Below are 17,873 nucleotides of genomic sequence, written 5' to 3'. Positions count from 1 at the left end.
GCTCAGAAGCTCAGGCCGTAGCTGACCCGGAGCGTCCGGGGCACGCCCCGGGTAAAATACAGGAACCGCCCTCCGGCATCGGCCGGTGCCGAACCGAAGCCCCGGGTCGCATATTCCCGGCCCGTCACATTCTCGACATTGATCCCGAACCGGTTCCGGCGGGCGCTGCCATCCACATAGAGATGCGCCCCGAAGTCGACGATGGCGTAGTTGCCGTAGTTCTGACGCGGGAAACCGGACGGCGACGAATAGGTGTCCCCCACCCAGTTGACAGAGACATTGGCGCCGAACGGGAGGCTCTCGGGCGCATAGCTGACCGATCCCTTGGCGAATTGCTCCGGCGTGCGATCCCGCTGCCTGGTCGCGCCTTCGTTGCGGGCGCGGGTGTAGGTGTAGCTCGCCGCGACATGCCAGTCCTGCGCCACGGTCGCGTCGATCTGGAACTCGGCGCCCCGCACCTTCACCTTGCCCTTGACGTTGATGTAGGTGCCGTTGGGAAAGGCGGGATCGTCATAGGTCGCGTCGATCAGGTCGGTGATGGTGCGCTGGAAATAGGTCGCCTTCCAGTTCAGCGCGCCACCGGCCAGGGTGAACGCCCCGCCCGCCGTCAGGTTGAGGTTGAGGCTCTGTTCGGGCTTCAGCTTCGGGTTGCCGATCTCGCAGCACGGATCGATGCCGTAGAGCGACGAGGCATCGGGCAGCACGAAGGACGTCCCGCCGATCCCTTCCAGATACAGGCTGTCGGTCAGGTCGAAGCGACCGCTGACGTTCCAGACGGTCTTCTTCGCACCGCCGGTTTCGTTGTAGCGCACCCCGGCCGTCAGGCGCGCGCGCTTGCTGAGTTCATCGGTCGTGCGGACCTGAAAGATGCCGGCATGAACCTGCTCGGTGATCTTGCCGATCAGCAGGACGTCGTCGCGACCGTTGAAGTTCTGGAAATCATAGCCGATCAGATATTCGAGACCCCGGTGCGGGTGCAGCTTGACGACGGCGCTGCCACCATAGTCCTGATATCCCCAGAAAGTGCCTTCGGGATACACCGTGATCGGCGGACCGGCGGGGATCGGGTTCAGGATCTGGACATAGGCCGTCTTCCAGTCGTGGAAATAGCCCTTCAGAAAGAACTGGACGGTGTCGCTGCCGGTATAGTCGAGCCGGACGCTGGCGATTTCCTCGTTGCGGTCGTTGCGGCTCGTGTTGACCCGCGTGGGGGAAAGATTGTCCAGCTTTGCCTGGGTATGCTGATATTGCAGGTTGAGGCGCAGGTCCGACGTGAAGTCGAACTGATATTTGCCGCCGACCGACCACAGGCGATATCCGCGTTTCTGGTCGGTCGCGCTTGGCTGCATGACGCTGTACGGACGATAACCCTCAGCGTCGTTGCGCGAGGCATAGACCACGAACCGGTGGTCGCCGATGCTGCCACGGGCATAGCCGTCGAGATTGGTGCCGCCGCGGCTGTCGACGCTGCCATTGACCTGACCGTTGAAATCGTCGGTGAAGCTGCGGGTGACGACGTTGATGACGCCGGCGGCTGCCTGCGTACCGTAGAACAGGCTCTCCCCGCCCTTCAGCACCTCGATCCGCTCGATCATGCTGGCGGGTAGCGTGTCGTTGGGGGAGGTGCCGCCATAAAGACGGTTGTTGATGCGGATGCCGTCGACCGTCCACAACACGTCCTGCGTGCGCGATCCCTGAAGCGATACGTCCACATAGCTGAACGGACCCGAACCCGGCTTGATGTAAAGGCCGGGAACGCTGTCGAGGGCGCTGGCGACATCGACGACGCCGCGGTCGCGAACCTGCTTCTCGGTGACGGTCTCGATATCGCTGCCGTAGCGAGCGAGTTCCTGCGGCAGTGTTTCCTCGAGGCTCCTGCCGGTGACGACGATGGTGTTCTCGTCCTCCGGATCCTCGGCGTGAGCAGCGGTAACCGTGCATGCAGCGATCGCGACGGACATGGCCAGCCGCGATGTGATGATAAACCTCATTCTGTAACCCCCGTGGCGTCGTTCGACGTTGGGCGGGGGCGTGCCGTTAACGAACGGTCGGCGCGCACGAACGGACGGACACCAAAGGCACCCGCTCACACGAACCGATGCGGCCCCAGCCGCGTGTTCGTCGCTCAGACGGAGTTCACCGTGCCGCGGCCATCCCCTGGGCCAAGGCAAGAGCGACCAGACGCCGGCAGGTATCCTGGCTCACGGGTCACAGCTTGATGCATGCCTTCCCAGACCTCGCATGATTTAGCGTCCGGCCCAGTGGCTGCTCCCTCGAAAGGAGCGATATGCATCGCGCTCGCCGCTTACAGTTGCAGGGACAGCCTCGGATTCAGGTGGCGAGCCACCCTCACCGCGTTCCCATTTTAAGCCCCTTTCGGGGCACCGACGCGATCAAGGCGCCCGATATGGTGTAGCGACGATCGAGGCAAGATATTTCGCAGGGGCGTAACGATCGCCGCCTGAGGATCGGACTTGGCGGAAAAGGACCATGGGACACGCCGCAAGGGCGTGGCGATACGCTAGGCGCGGTTCCGGGTGCCGCGACGGAGTGCATGCTCGGCGGCGGCGCCAAAACCGATACCGATCACGGCCCATAGCACCGCCTGCATGGCGAGGGAGGCCATGCGGAAGTTCCACAGCAGCACGGCGGGGAAATCGACCGGTACCTCGTTGATGACGGGCATCACGACCTGAACGGCCGCGACCAGCGCGACATAGCATCCGCCCGCGACGAGCATCGCGTTGAACCCGCCCAGTCGCTGCGACAGACCGCGACCAAGCTTGGCAGCGATCACCATCGCGACCACCGACAAGGCGATCATCGCGAAATAGGTGATGGTCCGGAAGGCGACGGTTTCATGCAGGCCGACCGCAGGCGGATTCGGCGGATATTTGAGCGCTGGGACGAGCGCGATTGCGACGAACCCCGCCACGGCAAGCATAAGCGCGAGCGAGCGCGGTCCGAGCAGCGACCAGCGACCATAGAGGCCAGCGAACACCAGCGCGAAGATGCCGCCGATCGCGGCACCGTAAAGCACCACCGCGATGACGAGACCAAGACCCTTCTGGACCGTGCGGCTAACCAGTTCGGGCTCGTCCATCCCGCCCATGGCATGCGACTTGGCGGCTTCGAACGCGATTGCCAGGTCGACCTGCGGTTCAGCGACCAAGCGCGCGAACAGCACCGCGAGCAGCGCAGCGACCACGCCGGCCAACATCCCGCGAATCAGGAGAGTGCGTGCCACGTCCCGGCCTTAGTGGCAGGGAAAGCCGAGCAGATGGCGCCCGTCATGGACGAGTTCATGAACATATTTGCCACTAAACAGCGACACCGCGCCCTGTTCGGTGCTGACGAAATAGAGAAAGATCAGCGCGAGGAGCGTGCCGAAGAGCGCCCAGGGGAGAATCTCGCCGAACGGAATCGCGGTCTCGCCGCCAACCGGAATGAAGACGTCGTCGGCGAAAAGGGTCGTAGCCGGCATATACTGCTCCTTGACCGGGAAGCGCGCGTCCCGCGGGATGATCGTCCGAGGAAGGTCTGACTCTCGACAGCACCCCGGCGCTATCGATAACAGTGGCGCGACCGTGCCGGAATTACACCGGCTTCTTCCTCGGTCCTTGGCTCGCCCTAGGACGGAACCGAGCACAACGTCAACGATTCCGGGAGGCCCGCCTGGCTACGCGACTGACCCTGCTCTGCCATGCCGCGACGACGACGTCGCGTGTCGGCGGATTCGCCGATCCGGCCGAACCGCTCGACGATGGCGGGCTACGAACTGCCAGGGCATACCGAATTCCCCTGCCCTCCCCGCGGCATATCGCAACCAGCCCGGCACTGGCCGCGCGCCAGACGGCGGAAGCGCTTGGGCTGGACGCCGACATCGACACGGCACTCCGCGACATCGATCATGGCAAATGGACCGGACGAAGCCTGGCCGAAATCCATGCTCTCGACCCTGATGGTATCGCAGGTTGGATCGCTGATCCCGCCGCGGGGGCGCCCGGCGGAGAAACGATGGCCGCGGTCGGCATTCGCGTTGCCGAATGGCTTGCCGTCCAGGCCGGCCGGGAGGCCCCTGTCCTCGCGATTACCCACCCCATGGTGGTGCGCACCGCAATTGCCGTAGCGCTTGGTGTGCTGCTGGACGGGGCGCTGCGGATCGACGTCGCCCCCCTCTCGATGGCGGTGCTGTCGTTCAACCGCGTGTGGCGATTGCAGGCGCTCGGTCTCGCCATCGCCGACAGCACGCTCCTTCCCTGTTGAGCGCTTCACCGATCCTGGCGCCCCTGGAAATAATCGGTATCGTTCATGTCCTGCAACAGCGTCGGCCCGCTGGGCTCCCAGCCCAGAAGGGCTCTCGTTCGCGCGCTTGATGTCGGAACGTCCATGCTCGCGAACATCGTGAACCAGCCGAAATGCGCTTGCGCCTCATCGGGCGATATGGCCCCCACCGGTACATCCAGGTGACGCCCGATCGTCTCGGCGATTGCCTTGAACGGCACGCCCTCCTCAGCGACCGCGTGATACGGACCGTCGGTTGCGCCTCGTTCCAGCGCGAGGCGGTAAACCCGGGCGGCATCGACGCGATGCGCGGCCGGCCAGCGGTTGCTGCCGTCGCCGACATAGGCAGACACGCCCTTTTCCCGCGCCATCTCGATCAGGATCGGTACGAAGCCATGATCGCCGGCGCCGTGGGTTGACGGCGGTAGGCGTACGCTGCTCGCCCTGACGCCGCCCGCCGCCACTGCGGCGGCTGCGATTTCCGAGACGCGCGGAAAGGCCGGGCTCGGCACGTCGCTCTCGGTCGCGAGCCGGCCTGGCGCGAGCAATGCAAGGCCGGAAGTGACCAGCAGCGGGCGCTGCGACCCTTCCAGGATAGCGCCAATCGCCTCGATCGCGCGCCGATCCTCTTCGCAATTTTCGGCAAACTTCGAGAAATCATGATTGAAGGCCGTATGGATCACGCCGTCCACATGGGCAGCGCCGCTCCTGAGGCTGTCGAGATCACCGAGTGCACCGCGATGCACTTCGGCGCCTGCCTGACTGAGCGCCTCCGCACCCGCATCCGACCGCGCAAGGCCGAGCACCTGATGGCCGGCTCCAAGCAACTCCCTGACCACGGCCGATCCGACAAAGCCCGTGGCGCCAGTTACGAAGACACGCATATCGCTCTCCTCAATCACCAGATCCATTGTCGGAGCGCACATCATCCTGTTAAAGTAGTGATCTTATCGGGGTATAATGACCAACAGGATCAGTATGAGCACACAGGACAAGGCCCTGGGCATTTATCTCAAGGACCGGCGCATGCGGCTCGATCCCGCGGCATTCGGATTTTCCGGGACGCGACGGCGCACCCCTGGCCTGCGCCGTGAGGAAGTCGCCCAGCGCGCCAATATCAGCACCACCTGGTATACTTGGCTCGAACAGGGACGAGGCGGCGCGCCTTCCGCGGACGTGCTCGACCGGATCGTCCGGGCATTGATGCTGACCGAGGTCGAGCGCGAACATGTGTTCCTCCTCGGCCTGGGGCGTCCGCCCGAGGTCCACTATAAGCCGGCGGAGGGCGTCACGCCGCGCCTGCAGCGACTGCTCGATGCACTCGACGTCAGCCCCGCGCTGGTGAAGACTGCAATTTGGGACGTCGTTGCCTGGAACCGCGCCGCCGCCGCCATCCTCACCGACTATGGCGCCCTTCCGCCGGACCAGCGCAACATCCTGCGCATGATCTTCCTCGATCCGCGTGTCCGCGATGCGCAATTCGACTGGGAAAGCGTCGCGCGTTTCGTCGTCAGCGCCTTCCGGGCGGACGCGGCCCGCGCCGGCGCCAGCGCAGAGGTCGAGCCGCTCGTCGCCGAACTGTGCCGGTTGAGTCCCGACTTCGACGCGATGTGGCGGGACAATGACGTCCGCACCTATGGCGACGGCGTCAAGCACCTCCGCCACCCGATCCTGGGGCCGATCGCGTTCGAATATTCCTCGTTCGCCGTCGATGGCCGGCCCGATCTGAGCATGGTCGTGTACAATCCGGCGACGAGCGAGGACGGGGAGCGGGTCAGGTCCCTCCTGCGCGAACGGCCGGCCGGTGCCACGATCATCGGGGACGGCGATGCGGACGAAACCCTCGTCAAAAACGCCTTGTCAGACGAGTTGGCACCCCGCTCGACAAGCCAGGCTATGCGTAATTAAATGCCACGCCTGCTTGATCGGACGCAAGAAAGGGCTAGAGCGCCCCCATGGCTTCCCGTCCTCTCACCCTGTACGAAAAGATCTGGGCCGCGCATGTCGTCGAGCGCCGCGACGATGGCACCTGCCTGATCTATATCGACCGCCACTTGATCCACGAGGTCACCAGCCCGCAGGCCTTTGCCGGCCTTCGCGCGGCGGGACGCAAGGTGCGCCGTCCGGACCTGACGCTGGCTGTCCCAGATCACAACCTGCCGACGACGGCGCGGGTCGATGCGGCGGGCAAGCGCCTGCCGATCGCCGATGCGGAGAGCGCGGCGCAGCTCGATGCGCTTCAGCGCAACACCGCCGAATTCGGCATCGACTATATCGACGCGGTCGCGCCCGAGCAGGGCATCGTCCATGTCGTCGGCCCGGAACAGGGCTTCACCCTGCCCGGCACCACCCTGGTCTGCGGCGACAGCCACACCTCGGCGCACGGCGCGATGGGGGCGCTGGCGTTCGGCATCGGCACCAGCGAGGTCGAGCATGTGCTCGCAACCCAGACGCTGCTGCTGAGCCAGTCGAAGACGATGGAGATCCGCGTTGACGGATCGCTCGGCTTCGGCGTCAGCCCCAAGGATGTGATCCTGGCCATCATCGGCAGGATCGGCGCGGCGGGCGGCACCGGCTATGTCGTCGAATATACCGGTGAGGTGATCCGCGCGATGTCGGTCGAAGGGCGGCTGACCGTCGCCAACATGTCGATCGAGGGCGGCGCACGCGCCGGCCTGATCGCGCCGGACGAGACGACCTTCGCCTATCTCAAGGGTCGCCCGATGGCGCCCAGGGGTGCGGATTGGGAACAGGCAGTCGCCTGGTGGAAGACGCTGCCGAGCGACCCGGCCGCGACCTATGACCGCAGCGTGCGGCTCGACGCGACCGATATTGCGCCGTCGCTGACCTGGGGCACCAGCCCGGAGGATGTCGTGCCGATTACCGGCGTGGTTCCAGATCCCGACAGCTTCGCCGATCCGGCCAAGCGGGCGGCCGCACGGAAATCGCTCGACTATATGGGGCTGACGCCGGGCACCGCGATGCAGGATGTCCCGGTCGAGCATGTCTTCATCGGCAGTTGCACCAACAGTCGGATCGAGGATCTGCGCGCCGCCGCCTCGGTGGCGAACGGCCGCCATGTCGCGGACGGCGTTCGCGCGCTGGTCGTCCCCGGTTCCGGACTGGTCAAGCGTCAGGCCGAAGTCGAGGGGCTCGACCGGATATTCCTTCAGGCCGGCTTCGAATGGCGCGAGCCGGGCTGTTCGATGTGTCTCGCCATGAACCCGGATAAAGTGCCGCCGGGTGAACGCTGCGCTTCCACTTCGAATCGGAATTTCGTAGGGCGTCAGGGACCTGGAGCGCGGACGCACCTGGTTTCACCCGCGATGGCGGCGGCAGCGGCCGTTACCGGGCGGTTGAGCGATGTCCGCGACCTGATGGGAGGGACGTCGTCATGAAGAAGGCCCTTATACTGCTGATCCTCGGTACCGTGCTAAGCGGCATCGCCGCCTATACCGCAACGGCCAAGCCGAAGCCGGCCGACGGAACGATCGCGAGCCAGTAATGAAAGCAGTCAGTCAGGTTTCGGGCCGTGCCTATCCGTGGGGCGCGAAGAACATCGACACCGACGTCATCATCCCCGCGCATTGGCTCAAGACCATCACGCGCGAGGGCCTTGGCAAGGGCGCGTTCGAAACCGTGCGCGCGCAACCGGACAATATCTTCGACGACCCGCGCTATGCCGGATCGCCGATCCTGATCGCCGGCGATAATTTCGGTTGCGGATCGAGCCGCGAGCATGCCGCCTGGGCGCTGGCCGACATGGGCGTGATCGCGGTGATCGCGCCGAGCTTTTCCGATATCTTTTCCGGCAACGCCTTCAAGAACGGCATCGTACCCGTCGTTCTACCGCAGGAAGCTGTCGATCGGCTGGTCGAGGTCGCGAAGACGGATTCCGTGACAGTCGATCTTGAGACAATGACCGTCACTACGCCTTATCAGGACCGCTTTCCGTTCGAGCTGGACGCCTTTCGCCGTCAGTGCCTCATGGAGGGGCTGGACGAGATCGGGTTGACGCTGGCAAGGGATACCGCGATTTCTAAATACGAGTCCGGCGTCAATGAGCACCGGCCATGGATGAGCGGAGAACGAGCATATGCGGGCATTGTTGTCGAAGGCACCGGGCGGCCCTGAAACCCTCGTCATCGACGACCTGCCCGATCCCGTGGCCGGCAAGGGCCAGGTGGTGGTCGCGGTCAAGGCGTGCTCGATCAACTATCCCGACGTCCTGATCATCGAGGACAAATATCAGTTCAAGCCGCCCCGGCCCTTCGCCCCGGGCAGCGAGATCTCCGGTGTGATCGACAGCGTCGGAGAAGGCGTGACCGGATGGGCGCCCGGCGACCGGGTGATCGCGACGACCGGATCGGGCGGCCTGGTCGAGAAAGTCGCGATCAACGCAACCAGCCTGTTCCGCCTGCCCGAAGGGCGAAGCTTCGCCGAGGGCGCATCGCTGCTGCTGACCTATGGCACGACCATCCACGCCCTGCTCGACCGCGGACACCTGGCCGAGGGCAATACCCTGCTGGTGCTCGGCGCCGCCGGGGGTGTCGGCCTTGCCGCGATCGAGCTGGGCAAGGCGTTCGGCGCGCATGTCGTGGCGGCTGTCTCGTCAGAGGAAAAGGCGGTCGTGGCAAAGGATGCCGGTGCTGACGTAACGTTGGTCTATCCTCGAGCCCCGTTCGACAAGGACCAGTCGAAAGCGCTCGCCGACCAGTTCAAGGCGGCGCTCGGACCCGGCGGGGCCGACGTGATCTATGATCCGGTCGGCGGCGACTATGCCGAGCCGGCGCTGCGCTCGATCGCGTGGGAGGGCCGCTACCTCGTCGTCGGCTTCCCGGCAGGTATTCCGAAGCTCCCGCTCAACCTCACGCTTCTTAAAAGCTGCGATGTCTGCGGCGTGTTCTGGGGCGCCTTCGCCGCGCGCGACCCCAAGGCGAACCAGGCGCATATCGAGCGGCTGTTCCGGCTGTGGAAGGACGGCAAGATCGCCCCGCGCGTGACCGAGACGTTCGCGTTCGAGGATGGCGGCAAGGCAATCGCCCGCATGGCGGCGCGCCGGGCGATCGGGAAACTGGTGGTGACGGTGGCGGAATAAGCTATTCCTCCCCGGGCAAGTCCGCGGAGGAATTCGTTCCGGGCCTCTCTCGGTCGTGAGCGAGCGGTTGCGTCGCTGCGTCCCCCACCCTATCTCGACCCTGATACGTAAAATCGCCCAAGGGGAACGACCGACCATGAGCACTTTCGACGATCGCGAGCGGGCGTTCGAGACCAAATATGCGCGCGACGAGGAGATGGCGTTTCGTGTCACGGCTCGGCGCAACCGGCTGCTCGGCCAATGGGCCGCAGGCCAGATGAAGCTCACCCCGGAAGAGACTGACGCCTATGCCAAGGCAGTCGTCCAGGCCGATTTCGAGGAAGCAGGCGATGAGGACGTGATCCGCAAGCTGGTCAGCGACCTGAACGCGGCCGGCGTCGAGGTCGACGAAGGTGCGGTCCGCCGCGCGATCGAAGATCAGACTATCGAAGCCCGCCGTCAGCTGATGCAGTCGGAATAACGACGATGGCGATGGCAGCCGAAGAAATCGAGGCGCTGATCACCGGGGGCATCCCCGGTGCCCGGGTCGAGATCACCGACCTCGCCGGCGATGGCGATCATTATGCGGCGCGCGTGACGGCCGAGAGTTTCCGGGGCTTGCCCCGTATCAAGCAGCACCAGGCGGTCTATGCCGCACTGGGTGGGCGGATGGGCGGCGTGCTCCACGCATTGCAGCTCACCACCGCGGTTCCAGAGTGACAGGAGTAGACCCAGTGACCGATGACGCACAGGCCCGCATCGCCGAGATCGTCGCCAAGAACGACGTTGTTCTTTTCATGAAGGGCAGCCCGCTTTTTCCACAGTGCGGCTTTTCCAGCCGCGCGGTGGCCATCCTCAATCATCTCGGCGCAGAATTCGACAGCGTCGATGTGTTGCAGGATCAAGGCGTCCGCCAGGGCATCAAGGCCTTTTCCGACTGGCCGACGATTCCCCAGCTTTATGTGAAGGGCGAATTCATCGGCGGCTCCGACATCATGATGGAGATGTACGAGAGCGGCGAGCTCGCAAAGCTTTTCGAAGACCAGGGCGTCGTGACCGCCGGATAGCGACCAGGCCGGGAACGGCATCGACAGAGACGGGGCTTCGCCCGCGGTGGGAACCGCGGCGAAGCCCTTTTCTTTTCTGTCGCCCGGTCCGCGCAGGGATACGAAGCGCAGCAATGCCGCGTCGATCGGGATGAAGTGGTGATCCGGGAAGCCGGGTAGGGCGGACCGATGCGAGATCGGAGGGAGCATCGGTCCGCCCTGCTGAAGCGATGAACGCTCGGCATGCTCCAGACCATGCAGTCGGCGTGCCATTCCCCTCAAGTAAGGGAAAACCGCAGGCCACGATAGTTAATGCGCTCCAGCGCCCCGCCTCCAGTGTAAAGCATCCCGACGTTTCAAGCCGGTCGTGACGGCGGATCCATGACTGCCTGAAGCCCAGACATCGCGGACCTTCTGCCGCGGGTTTCGCCGCAGCGGATACAGAGAGCGTTGTTGCACGGGCGACCGGCCGCCGGGCCTACCGATACCGGCCGGCTTCATTTTCGAGCGCGGCGGGCTAGCAAAATGCCGCCGGCCGGTCCAGGAATCACCCCTATGACAAACCAACGTACCGGCGGTCGAATCCTGGTCGACCAGCTCGTCGCGCAAGGCTGCGACCGTATCTTCACCGTCCCCGGCGAAAGCTTCCTCGCCGTGCTCGACGCACTCCACGACACGCCGGAGATCGACCTGGTGGTGTGCCGGCAGGAGGGCGGCGTCGGCTTCATGGCCTGTGCCGACGGCGCGCTGACCGGGCGGCCGGGCGTCGCCTTCGTGACGCGCGGGCCCGGTGCGACCAATGCCTCGATCGGCGTCCATGTCGCGATGCAGGATTCGCAGCCGATGGTGCTGTTCATCGGCGATGTCGATCGCGGCACGAAAGATCGCGAGGCGTTCCAGGAGATCGATTTTCCGACGATGTTCGGGCCGGTCGTGAAATGGGCGGCAAAGATCGACGATGCAGCACGCATCCCGGAATATGTCGCACGAGCCTGGAATGTAGCGATGTCGGGCCGGCCGGGACCCGTGGTGCTTGCCTTGCCCGAGGACATGCTGCTCGACGAGGTCGTTGCGGTGGATCGCCCCCGGGTGGGCCGTCCGGTCCAGGCGTGCGATCCTATCGTGATGAGCCATCTGGGCGCCATGCTAGGAGAGGCGTCGCGGCCGGTCGCCATCGTCGGCGGCGCCGGCTGGGACGCCGAGGCGACGCGCGATTTCCAGAATTTTGCTGAACGCAGCGGCCTGCCGGTGGTCGCCGCCTTCCGGCGCCAGGATGCCATCCCCAACAGCTCGCCCGCCTATGCCGGCAATCTCGGCTACGGCCCCAATCCGAAGCTCGTGCAGCGGATCAAGGACGCCGACCTGCTCCTTGTCGTCGGGCCGAGGCTCGGCGAGGCCACGACCGACGGCTATACGCTGATCACGCCGGACCATCCCGGCCAGAGGATCGTCCATGTCCACCCCGATCCGAGCGAGTTGAACAGCACCTACAGCGCCGATCTCGCCATCTGCGCCGGCATGCGCGAGTTCGCCGATGCGGTGCTGGCGATCGACATCCCTCCGCTCGAAGCGGCTGCGAAGGCCCGGGCGGACTATGAGGCATGGACCACACCTGTCGCTCGCGATCTGAGGCTCGATCTCGGCCCATGCGTCGCGACGATGCGCGAGCTGCTCCCGACTGATACGATCATCTGCAACGGCGCGGGCAATTATTCCGGCTGGTGGCATCGCTACTGGCGCTATGCCGGCCCCGGCTGCCAGCTTGCCCCGACCGCCGGCGCGATGGGCTATGGCGTCCCCGCGGCGACCGCGGCAGCGCTGCGTCACCCTGACCGGACGGTCGTGGCGCTGGCAGGCGACGGATGCTTCCTGATGAACGGGCAGGAACTGGCCACGGCAGTCGGCCACGGCGCGGACATGCTCGTCCTGGTAATCGACAATGGCGGATACGGCACGATCCGCATGCACCAGGAACGCGAATATCCCGGACGCATTTCCGGCACTGAACTGCGCAACCCGGATTTCGCGGCGCTTGGCCGGGCCTATGGCTGCTGGGCCGAGACGGTGGAGACGACCGAAGCGTTCGCCCCTGCCCTCGCCCGGGCCATGGCGGAGACCGGCGTGCGGTTGCTGCATCTGAAGACCGACATTGAGGCGATCACCGCCGGCACGACGATCTCGGCGATACGGAAACGCTGACCCGAACCTTCGGGGCTCGATGAATAGAAAAGGCCGCCCCGGTTGCCCAGCGCGGCCCTTCCATCATTTTGGGACGAAATGTGTCAGATATCGTCGCCAAGGGCTCCCTTCACCTTGCCGGCGAGTTGCTGACCCTTGCCTTTCAGTTCCTGAACGGCACCTTCGTCACGCGTGGCAGGATTGTCGCTCTTCTGCTTGACCTTGCCGATCGCTTCGTTGACATTGCCTTTGATCTTATCGACGAGTTCACCCATGTGCGTGCTCCTTGATTGTCGTACGGCACCGACGACCGGCGCCTGTCACTCCCGGGCAATCAACGGTTGACCTCGCCCGGGGTTCCTTCGGCTCGCCGAGCGCCTGCCTCGCAACACATTGAAAAACCGTCCGAGACGCTGCGATGCCCGATCGCATAGCTGACCATTATGAGCGCCACGCCCATGCCTTCGATCGCGATCGAAGGCGCAGCTTCGTCGAGCGGCCATGGATCGAGCGCTTCGTCATGCCATTGTCGCGCGGCGGCGCGATCCTCGATCTCGGATGCGGCGGCGGGGAACCGATCGGACGCTATCTGGTCGATCACGGCTTCGCGGTGACGGGGATCGACAGTTCGGCGGCGATGATCGGTCTCGCCCGCACGCGCTTCCCGCGGCAACGCTGGTTGCAGATCGACATGCGCAAGCTGACGATCGAGGACCGGTTCGAGGGCGTGCTTGCCTGGGGCAGCCTGTTCCATCTCGAGCATGACGACCAGGAGACGATGATCGCGCGCATCGCGACCTGGCTGAAGCCAGGCGGGCGACTGCTGTTCAACAGCGGGCCGAAACGCGGCACATCAATGGGCGAATATCGTGGTGACCCGCTCTATCACGCCAGCCTCGACCCAGCGGAATATCGCGCGGCCTTTCTGCGGGCCGGCCTGGTCGAGATGGCGCATGTCGTCGAAGACCCCGGATGTGGGGGCGCGACGGTCTGGCTCGCGCGGAAGGTTTAGGGCGCAATCTTTTTGAGGAAGGCCAGTACGGCTTGCCAATTGGCATTGGCGCCCTTTGGATTCTTGACCGCAATCAGGGTCGAGGAACCATGGACCCCGGCCACCGGAACGATATGAGCCGCCCTGCCGCCCGGCACCGCAGCCGCGATCGCCCCGGCCGCAGCGATCTCTTCGGGATCGCTTGAGGATGTCAAGAAGACGGGGATCGTCAGCACGCGAGCGGCACGATCGACAAAGTGCTTGTCAGGCATATATTCGCCTGGAGAAAAAGCGAGCAATGCCCTCACCTTGCCCGGATTTTGCGCGGCGACGTCGAAGACCAGCGCTGCGGAATAGCTGCTGCCCCAGAGGACTAGCGGAAGTTTCTGCCGGATGCCCCAGTCGAGGGCGGCCTGGAGATCGGGCTCGGCGGTAGAATAGCCCGCATCCTCGCTCCGGCCCTTTTGCGGCGGGACCAACGCGGCCGTTTCGTTGGGACCATAAAGACCGCCGCCGGAACGCTGGTCGATCGCGAGAGCGCTATAGCCCTCGCGATTGAGCTGCGGCGCAATCGACGCATATTCGTCCTTGCTGGACCCTGCCTGATGAAAGAGCAGGATCAGTGCCTTTGGATGCGCCACGCGGTAATAGCGGCCGAATACCGTGACGCCGTCGCGCGCCTTGAGCTTGACCGGTAGAACCTGAAGCTCATTCGGAGCCTTCTCCTCGCGCCGATCCCCCGGCGGCGCCGACGGATGACCGCAGCCACCGACGAGCAGGGCCGCCAGCATTGCGGGCGCGAGGCGGCGCATCGTCAGATCAGCCCGGCCAGCGGGCTCGACGGATCGGCATAACGGCGCTTGCCCATTCGGCCCGCGAGATAGGCGAGGCGGCCCGCCTCGACCCCGGCCTTCATCGCCGCCGCCATGAGGATCGGGTCCTTCGCCTCGGCGATGGCCGTGTTCATCAGCACGCCGTCGCAGCCAAGCTCCATCGCCGCCGCCGCGTCGGATGCGGTGCCGACGCCCGCGTCGACCAATACGGGCACGCTCGCACCCTCGACAATCAGGCGAATCGTGACCTGATTCTGGATGCCGAGGCCCGAACCGATCGGCGCGCCGAGCGGCATGATCGCCACCGCTCCGGCATTCTCCAGCCGCTTCGCCGCGATGGGATCGTCAACGCAATAGACCATTGGGAGGAAACCTTCCTTGGCCAGTACTTCCGTTGCGCGCAGCGTCTCGACCATGTCGGGATAGAGCGTCTTCGCCTCGCCCAGTACTTCGAGCTTCACCAGATCCCAGCCACCCGCCTCGCGCGCCAGCCGCAGGGTGCGGATCGCGGATTCGGCATCGAAGCAACCGGCGGTGTTGGGCAGGTAGGTGACCTTCTTCGGATCGATGAAGTCGGTCAGCATCGGCGCATTGGGGTCGGATACGTTAACCCTGCGCACCGCGACGGTCACGATCTCGGCGCCCGAAGCCTCGAGCGCCGCGGCGTTCTGCGCGAAATCCTTGTACTTGCCGGTACCGACGATGAGGCGCGAGCGGAAGGTGCGGCCCGCCACCGTCCAGGTATCGAGTGCCGGCGCCACGTCACCACCGCCGACGAAATGCACGATCTCAAGCTCATCGCCATCCTCTACCATAACTTGGCCGAGGGTCGAGCGCGGCACGACCTCGAGGTTACGCTCCACCGCCACCTTTTCCGGCACGAGGCCGAGATCGGCGGCGAGCTGGGCAAGGCTGAGGCCGGCGTTGACGCGGCGATGCTCGCCGTTGACGCGGATCGAGACGGTGTGATCGGTATGCATAGCTCTCCCTAGCCGGTCGCTTCACGCGACGTCGAGAAACCTCCCCGCGCCCTGTCTCGACTTCACGAGGCACGAACGGCTAAAGAGGCAGCCCGCGATATAAGCCGCGGAACCCCGCCCGCAACCGAAAGGCTTATCCTTGGCCGACACGATCTTCGTCCTGAACGGTCCGAACATGAACCTGCTCGGCCTGCGCGAGCCGGAAATCTACGGTAGCGACACACTCGACGACATCGCCGGACTGCTGGAGGATCGCGCGCGAGAGCTCGATCTGAAGATCGACATGCGCCAGTCGAATCACGAGGGGCACCTGGTCGACTGGCTGCACGAGGCGCAGGCCAGCGGCGCGCGGGCGGTGATCCTCAATGCAGCCGCCTATACCCACACGTCGCTCGCACTCCACGACGCGATCAAATCGATCAGGACACCGGTGATCGAAGTACATTTATCCAATCCCCACAAGCGCGAGGACTTCCGGCACGAGAGCTGGGTAGGACGCGCCGCAAGGGGAACCATCGCTGGCTTCGGGGCGCTTTCCTACCTGCTTGCGCTTGAAGCCGCCGCTCGTCTCTGACAGGACGCCCCATTAAATGGGCTTTGGCCCAATAAGGGAGAACAGGGGTCGCATGGCCGAAGATAGTAATTCAGATCCGATGCGGATCGATGTCGAACTGGTTCGCCAGCTCGCACAGATGCTTGACGAAACGCAGCTGACCGAGATCGAGGTCGAGGATGGCGGGCGTCGTATCCGAATCGCGCGCAAGGCCGCCGCGGCACCTGCGGTGCATTATGCACCCGCGCCCGTCACCACGCCCGTGGCGGCTGCCGCCACGCCGGTCGAGGCGGCCGCGCCCGTGGCCAGCGCGAATGCGGTAAAGTCGCCGATGGTCGGCACCGCCTATCTCTCGCCGGAACCCGGCGCGGCATCGTTCATCAGCATCGGCAAGACGGTCGCGGCGGGGGAAACGCTGCTGATCGTCGAGGCGATGAAGGTGATGAACCCGATTCTCGCGCCCAGCGCCGGGACGGTGAAGGCGATCCTGGTCGAGAGCGGCCAGCCGGTCGAATTCGACCAGCCCCTCGTGGTTGTCGAGTAAGCCTAAATGGCTGAAATCAAGAAACTCCTGATCGCCAATCGCGGCGAAATAGCGCTGCGCATCCATCGCGCATGCCATGAGATGGGGATCAGGACGGTCGCGGTGCACTCAACCGCCGATGCCGACGCGATGCATGTCCGACTCGCCGACGAGGCGATCTGCATCGGCCCGCCGCCGGCTGGCGAGAGCTATCTCAACATCGCCAACATCATCTCGGCGGCCGAGATCAGCCATGCCGATGCGATCCATCCCGGTTACGGCTTCCTGTCCGAGAATGCCCGGTTCGCCGAGATCGTCGAGGCGCACGGCATCATCTTCGTGGGGCCGAAGCCAGAGCATATCGTCACCATGGGCGACAAGGTGGAGGCGAAGCGCACCGCCGGCGCGCTCGGCCTGCCGCTCGTCCCCGGTTCGGACGGCGCGATCAGCGACATCACCGAAGCCAAGGCGATCGCGCGGAAGATCGGCTATCCGGTGATCATCAAGGCGGCAGCGGGCGGCGGCGGACGCGGCATGAAGGTATGCACGTCCGAGGACCAGCTCGAAACGCTGATGATGCAGGCGGGCAGCGAGGCCAAGGCGGCATTCGGCGACGCGACCGTCTACATGGAGAAATATCTCGGCAACCCGCGCCACATCGAATTCCAGGTGTTCGGCGACGGCAAGGGCAATGCGATCCATCTCGGCGAGCGTGACTGTTCGTTGCAGCGCCGCCACCAGAAGGTGCTCGAGGAAGCCCCTTCCCCCGTGCTCGGCGCCGAGGACCGCGAGCGCATGGGCGGGATCGTCGCCAAGGCGATGTCCGACATGGGCTATCGCGGCGCGGGCACGATCGAGTTCCTGTGGGAAGACGGCGAGTTCTACTTCATCGAGATGAACACCCGGCTTCAGGTCGAGCATCCGGTGACCGAGATGATCACCGGCCTGGATCTCGTCCGCGAGCAGATCCGAATCGCCGAGGGCCATCCGCTGACCCTGCGCCAGCAGGACGTGGTGTTCCGCGGCCATGCGATCGAATGCCGCATCAACGCCGAGGACCCGCGCACCTTCGCGCCGTCGCCGGGGCTGGTGAAGCAGTATCACGCACCGGGCGGCATGAACGTGCGGGTCGATAGCGGGCTCTACGCGGGCTATCGCGTGCCGCCTTATTACGATTCGATGATCGCGAAGCTGATCGTCTACGGCACCACTCGCCAGGGAGCGCTGCGCCGCCTGCGCCGGGCGCTGGAGGAATATGTGATCGAAGGGATGAAGACGACCATCCCGCTGCATCAGGCATTGCTCGACGATCCGGATTTCCAGGCGGGGAATTATACGATCAAGTGGCTTGAGGAGTGGCTGGCGCGCCAGGAGGACTAATAGCCCCCGTTTGCCCGGCTCTGGTGTC

The 17,873-nt window shown here is 64.9% G+C and carries 20 protein-coding genes and 2 riboswitches; of the genes, 13 read left to right on the top strand and 7 right to left on the bottom strand.

Features of this window, described 5'->3' with window-relative positions; all coding sequences use genetic code 11:
- Window positions 1-2: 2 nt before the first annotated feature.
- From NDN01_RS03345 to NDN01_RS03335, 3 genes are all read right to left on the bottom strand, one after another.
- A complete protein-coding gene (locus NDN01_RS03345; protein WP_272625825.1) occupies window positions 3-1,991 on the bottom strand; it encodes a TonB-dependent receptor plug domain-containing protein in 1,989 nt (662 codons plus the stop codon).
- Between the two features lie 178 nt (window positions 1,992-2,169).
- Window positions 2,170-2,402: riboswitch (cobalamin riboswitch) on the bottom strand.
- A 119-nt stretch (window positions 2,403-2,521) separates the two neighbouring features.
- Entirely contained in the window at window positions 2,522-3,247 is a 726-nt protein-coding gene (locus tag NDN01_RS03340) for a CbtA family protein (protein ID WP_272625824.1), read from the bottom strand.
- Between the two features lie 9 nt (window positions 3,248-3,256).
- Entirely contained in the window at window positions 3,257-3,484 is a 228-nt protein-coding gene (locus tag NDN01_RS03335; protein ID WP_272625823.1) for a CbtB domain-containing protein, read from the bottom strand.
- Window positions 3,463-3,661, bottom strand: a riboswitch (cobalamin riboswitch). (Overlaps the previous gene by 22 nt.)
- Window positions 3,662-3,675: 14 nt before the next feature.
- Between NDN01_RS03335 and NDN01_RS03330 the strand changes: the two genes are divergently transcribed.
- Window positions 3,676-4,266: a histidine phosphatase family protein gene (locus NDN01_RS03330; protein ID WP_336298380.1), complete on the top strand. Its 591-nt coding sequence runs from the start codon at window positions 3,676-3,678 to the stop codon at window positions 4,264-4,266.
- A 5-nt stretch (window positions 4,267-4,271) separates the two neighbouring features.
- On the opposite strand, the gene NDN01_RS03325 is transcribed toward NDN01_RS03330, so the two are convergent.
- On the bottom strand, window positions 4,272-5,168 hold the full coding sequence (locus NDN01_RS03325) for an SDR family oxidoreductase (RefSeq protein WP_272625822.1): 897 nt from the start codon (window positions 5,166-5,168) through the stop codon (window positions 4,272-4,274).
- A 94-nt stretch (window positions 5,169-5,262) separates the two neighbouring features.
- Between NDN01_RS03325 and NDN01_RS03320 the strand changes: the two genes are divergently transcribed.
- The 8 genes from NDN01_RS03320 to NDN01_RS03285 all read left to right on the top strand — a co-directional run bounded on the left by NDN01_RS03320 (window position 5,263) and on the right by NDN01_RS03285 (window position 12,606).
- Window positions 5,263-6,192, top strand: coding sequence for a helix-turn-helix transcriptional regulator (locus tag NDN01_RS03320; protein ID WP_272625821.1), 930 nt, complete (start codon window positions 5,263-5,265; stop codon window positions 6,190-6,192).
- A gap of 47 nt (window positions 6,193-6,239) precedes the next feature.
- Complete coding sequence (leuC, locus tag NDN01_RS03315; protein ID WP_272625820.1) at window positions 6,240-7,682, top strand: 3-isopropylmalate dehydratase large subunit; 1,443 nt, start codon at window positions 6,240-6,242, stop codon at window positions 7,680-7,682.
- Between the two features lie 106 nt (window positions 7,683-7,788).
- On the top strand, window positions 7,789-8,418 hold the full coding sequence (gene leuD / locus NDN01_RS03310; protein WP_272625819.1) for a 3-isopropylmalate dehydratase small subunit: 630 nt from the start codon (window positions 7,789-7,791) through the stop codon (window positions 8,416-8,418).
- Window positions 8,381-9,382, top strand: a complete 1,002-nt coding sequence (locus tag NDN01_RS03305; RefSeq protein ID WP_272625818.1) for an NADPH:quinone oxidoreductase family protein — start codon at window positions 8,381-8,383, stop codon at window positions 9,380-9,382. The genes leuD and NDN01_RS03305 overlap by 38 nt, the downstream gene beginning before the upstream one ends.
- 136 nt (window positions 9,383-9,518) lie before the next feature.
- Entirely contained in the window at window positions 9,519-9,842 is a 324-nt protein-coding gene (locus tag NDN01_RS03300) for a DUF1476 domain-containing protein (protein WP_272625817.1), read from the top strand.
- Window positions 9,843-9,847: 5 nt separating this feature from the next.
- Window positions 9,848-10,081, top strand: a complete 234-nt coding sequence (locus NDN01_RS03295; protein ID WP_272625816.1) for a BolA family transcriptional regulator — start codon at window positions 9,848-9,850, stop codon at window positions 10,079-10,081.
- A gap of 14 nt (window positions 10,082-10,095) precedes the next feature.
- A complete protein-coding gene (gene grxD / locus NDN01_RS03290; RefSeq protein ID WP_272625815.1) occupies window positions 10,096-10,428 on the top strand; it encodes a Grx4 family monothiol glutaredoxin in 333 nt (110 codons plus the stop codon).
- Between the two features lie 534 nt (window positions 10,429-10,962).
- A complete protein-coding gene (locus NDN01_RS03285; RefSeq protein WP_272625814.1) occupies window positions 10,963-12,606 on the top strand; it encodes a thiamine pyrophosphate-binding protein in 1,644 nt (547 codons plus the stop codon).
- Between the two features lie 83 nt (window positions 12,607-12,689).
- On the opposite strand, the gene NDN01_RS03280 is transcribed toward NDN01_RS03285, so the two are convergent.
- Entirely contained in the window at window positions 12,690-12,860 is a 171-nt protein-coding gene (locus NDN01_RS03280; RefSeq protein WP_272625813.1) for a CsbD family protein, read from the bottom strand.
- 143 nt (window positions 12,861-13,003) lie between these two features.
- Between NDN01_RS03280 and NDN01_RS03275 the strand changes: the two genes are divergently transcribed.
- Window positions 13,004-13,597: a class I SAM-dependent methyltransferase gene (locus tag NDN01_RS03275; RefSeq protein WP_272625812.1), complete on the top strand. Its 594-nt coding sequence runs from the start codon at window positions 13,004-13,006 to the stop codon at window positions 13,595-13,597.
- Here NDN01_RS03275 and NDN01_RS03270 read toward each other — a convergent pair.
- Window positions 13,594-14,388, bottom strand: a complete 795-nt coding sequence (locus tag NDN01_RS03270; RefSeq protein ID WP_272625811.1) for an alpha/beta hydrolase — start codon at window positions 14,386-14,388, stop codon at window positions 13,594-13,596. The two genes, NDN01_RS03275 and NDN01_RS03270, sit on opposite strands and share 4 nt — an antisense overlap.
- Window positions 14,389-14,390: 2 nt before the next feature.
- Window positions 14,391-15,389: a sulfur carrier protein ThiS gene (gene thiS, locus NDN01_RS03265; RefSeq protein ID WP_272625809.1), complete on the bottom strand. Its 999-nt coding sequence runs from the start codon at window positions 15,387-15,389 to the stop codon at window positions 14,391-14,393.
- 139 nt (window positions 15,390-15,528) lie between these two features.
- On the opposite strand from thiS, the gene aroQ reads away from it, so the two are divergent.
- From aroQ to accC, 3 genes are read left to right on the top strand one after another with little or no spacing between them, the layout of a single operon-like run.
- Window positions 15,529-15,963 carry a type II 3-dehydroquinate dehydratase gene (aroQ, locus tag NDN01_RS03260; RefSeq protein WP_272625808.1) on the top strand — a complete coding sequence of 145 codons (435 nt, stop codon included), beginning with the start codon at window positions 15,529-15,531 and terminating at the stop codon, window positions 15,961-15,963.
- 52 nt (window positions 15,964-16,015) lie between these two features.
- On the top strand, window positions 16,016-16,486 hold the full coding sequence (gene accB / locus NDN01_RS03255) for an acetyl-CoA carboxylase biotin carboxyl carrier protein (protein WP_272625807.1): 471 nt from the start codon (window positions 16,016-16,018) through the stop codon (window positions 16,484-16,486).
- A gap of 6 nt (window positions 16,487-16,492) precedes the next feature.
- Window positions 16,493-17,845: an acetyl-CoA carboxylase biotin carboxylase subunit gene (gene accC, locus NDN01_RS03250; protein ID WP_272625805.1), complete on the top strand. Its 1,353-nt coding sequence runs from the start codon at window positions 16,493-16,495 to the stop codon at window positions 17,843-17,845.
- The last annotated feature ends 28 nt before the right edge of the window (window positions 17,846-17,873 follow it).

This window comes from Sphingomonas sp. QA11 (assembly GCF_028473665.1).
Classification (GTDB): domain Bacteria; phylum Pseudomonadota; class Alphaproteobacteria; order Sphingomonadales; family Sphingomonadaceae; genus Sphingomonas; species Sphingomonas phytovorans.
The sequence above is the reverse complement of the archived record's forward strand: the minus strand, read 5'-3'. Positions and strand labels throughout refer to the sequence as shown.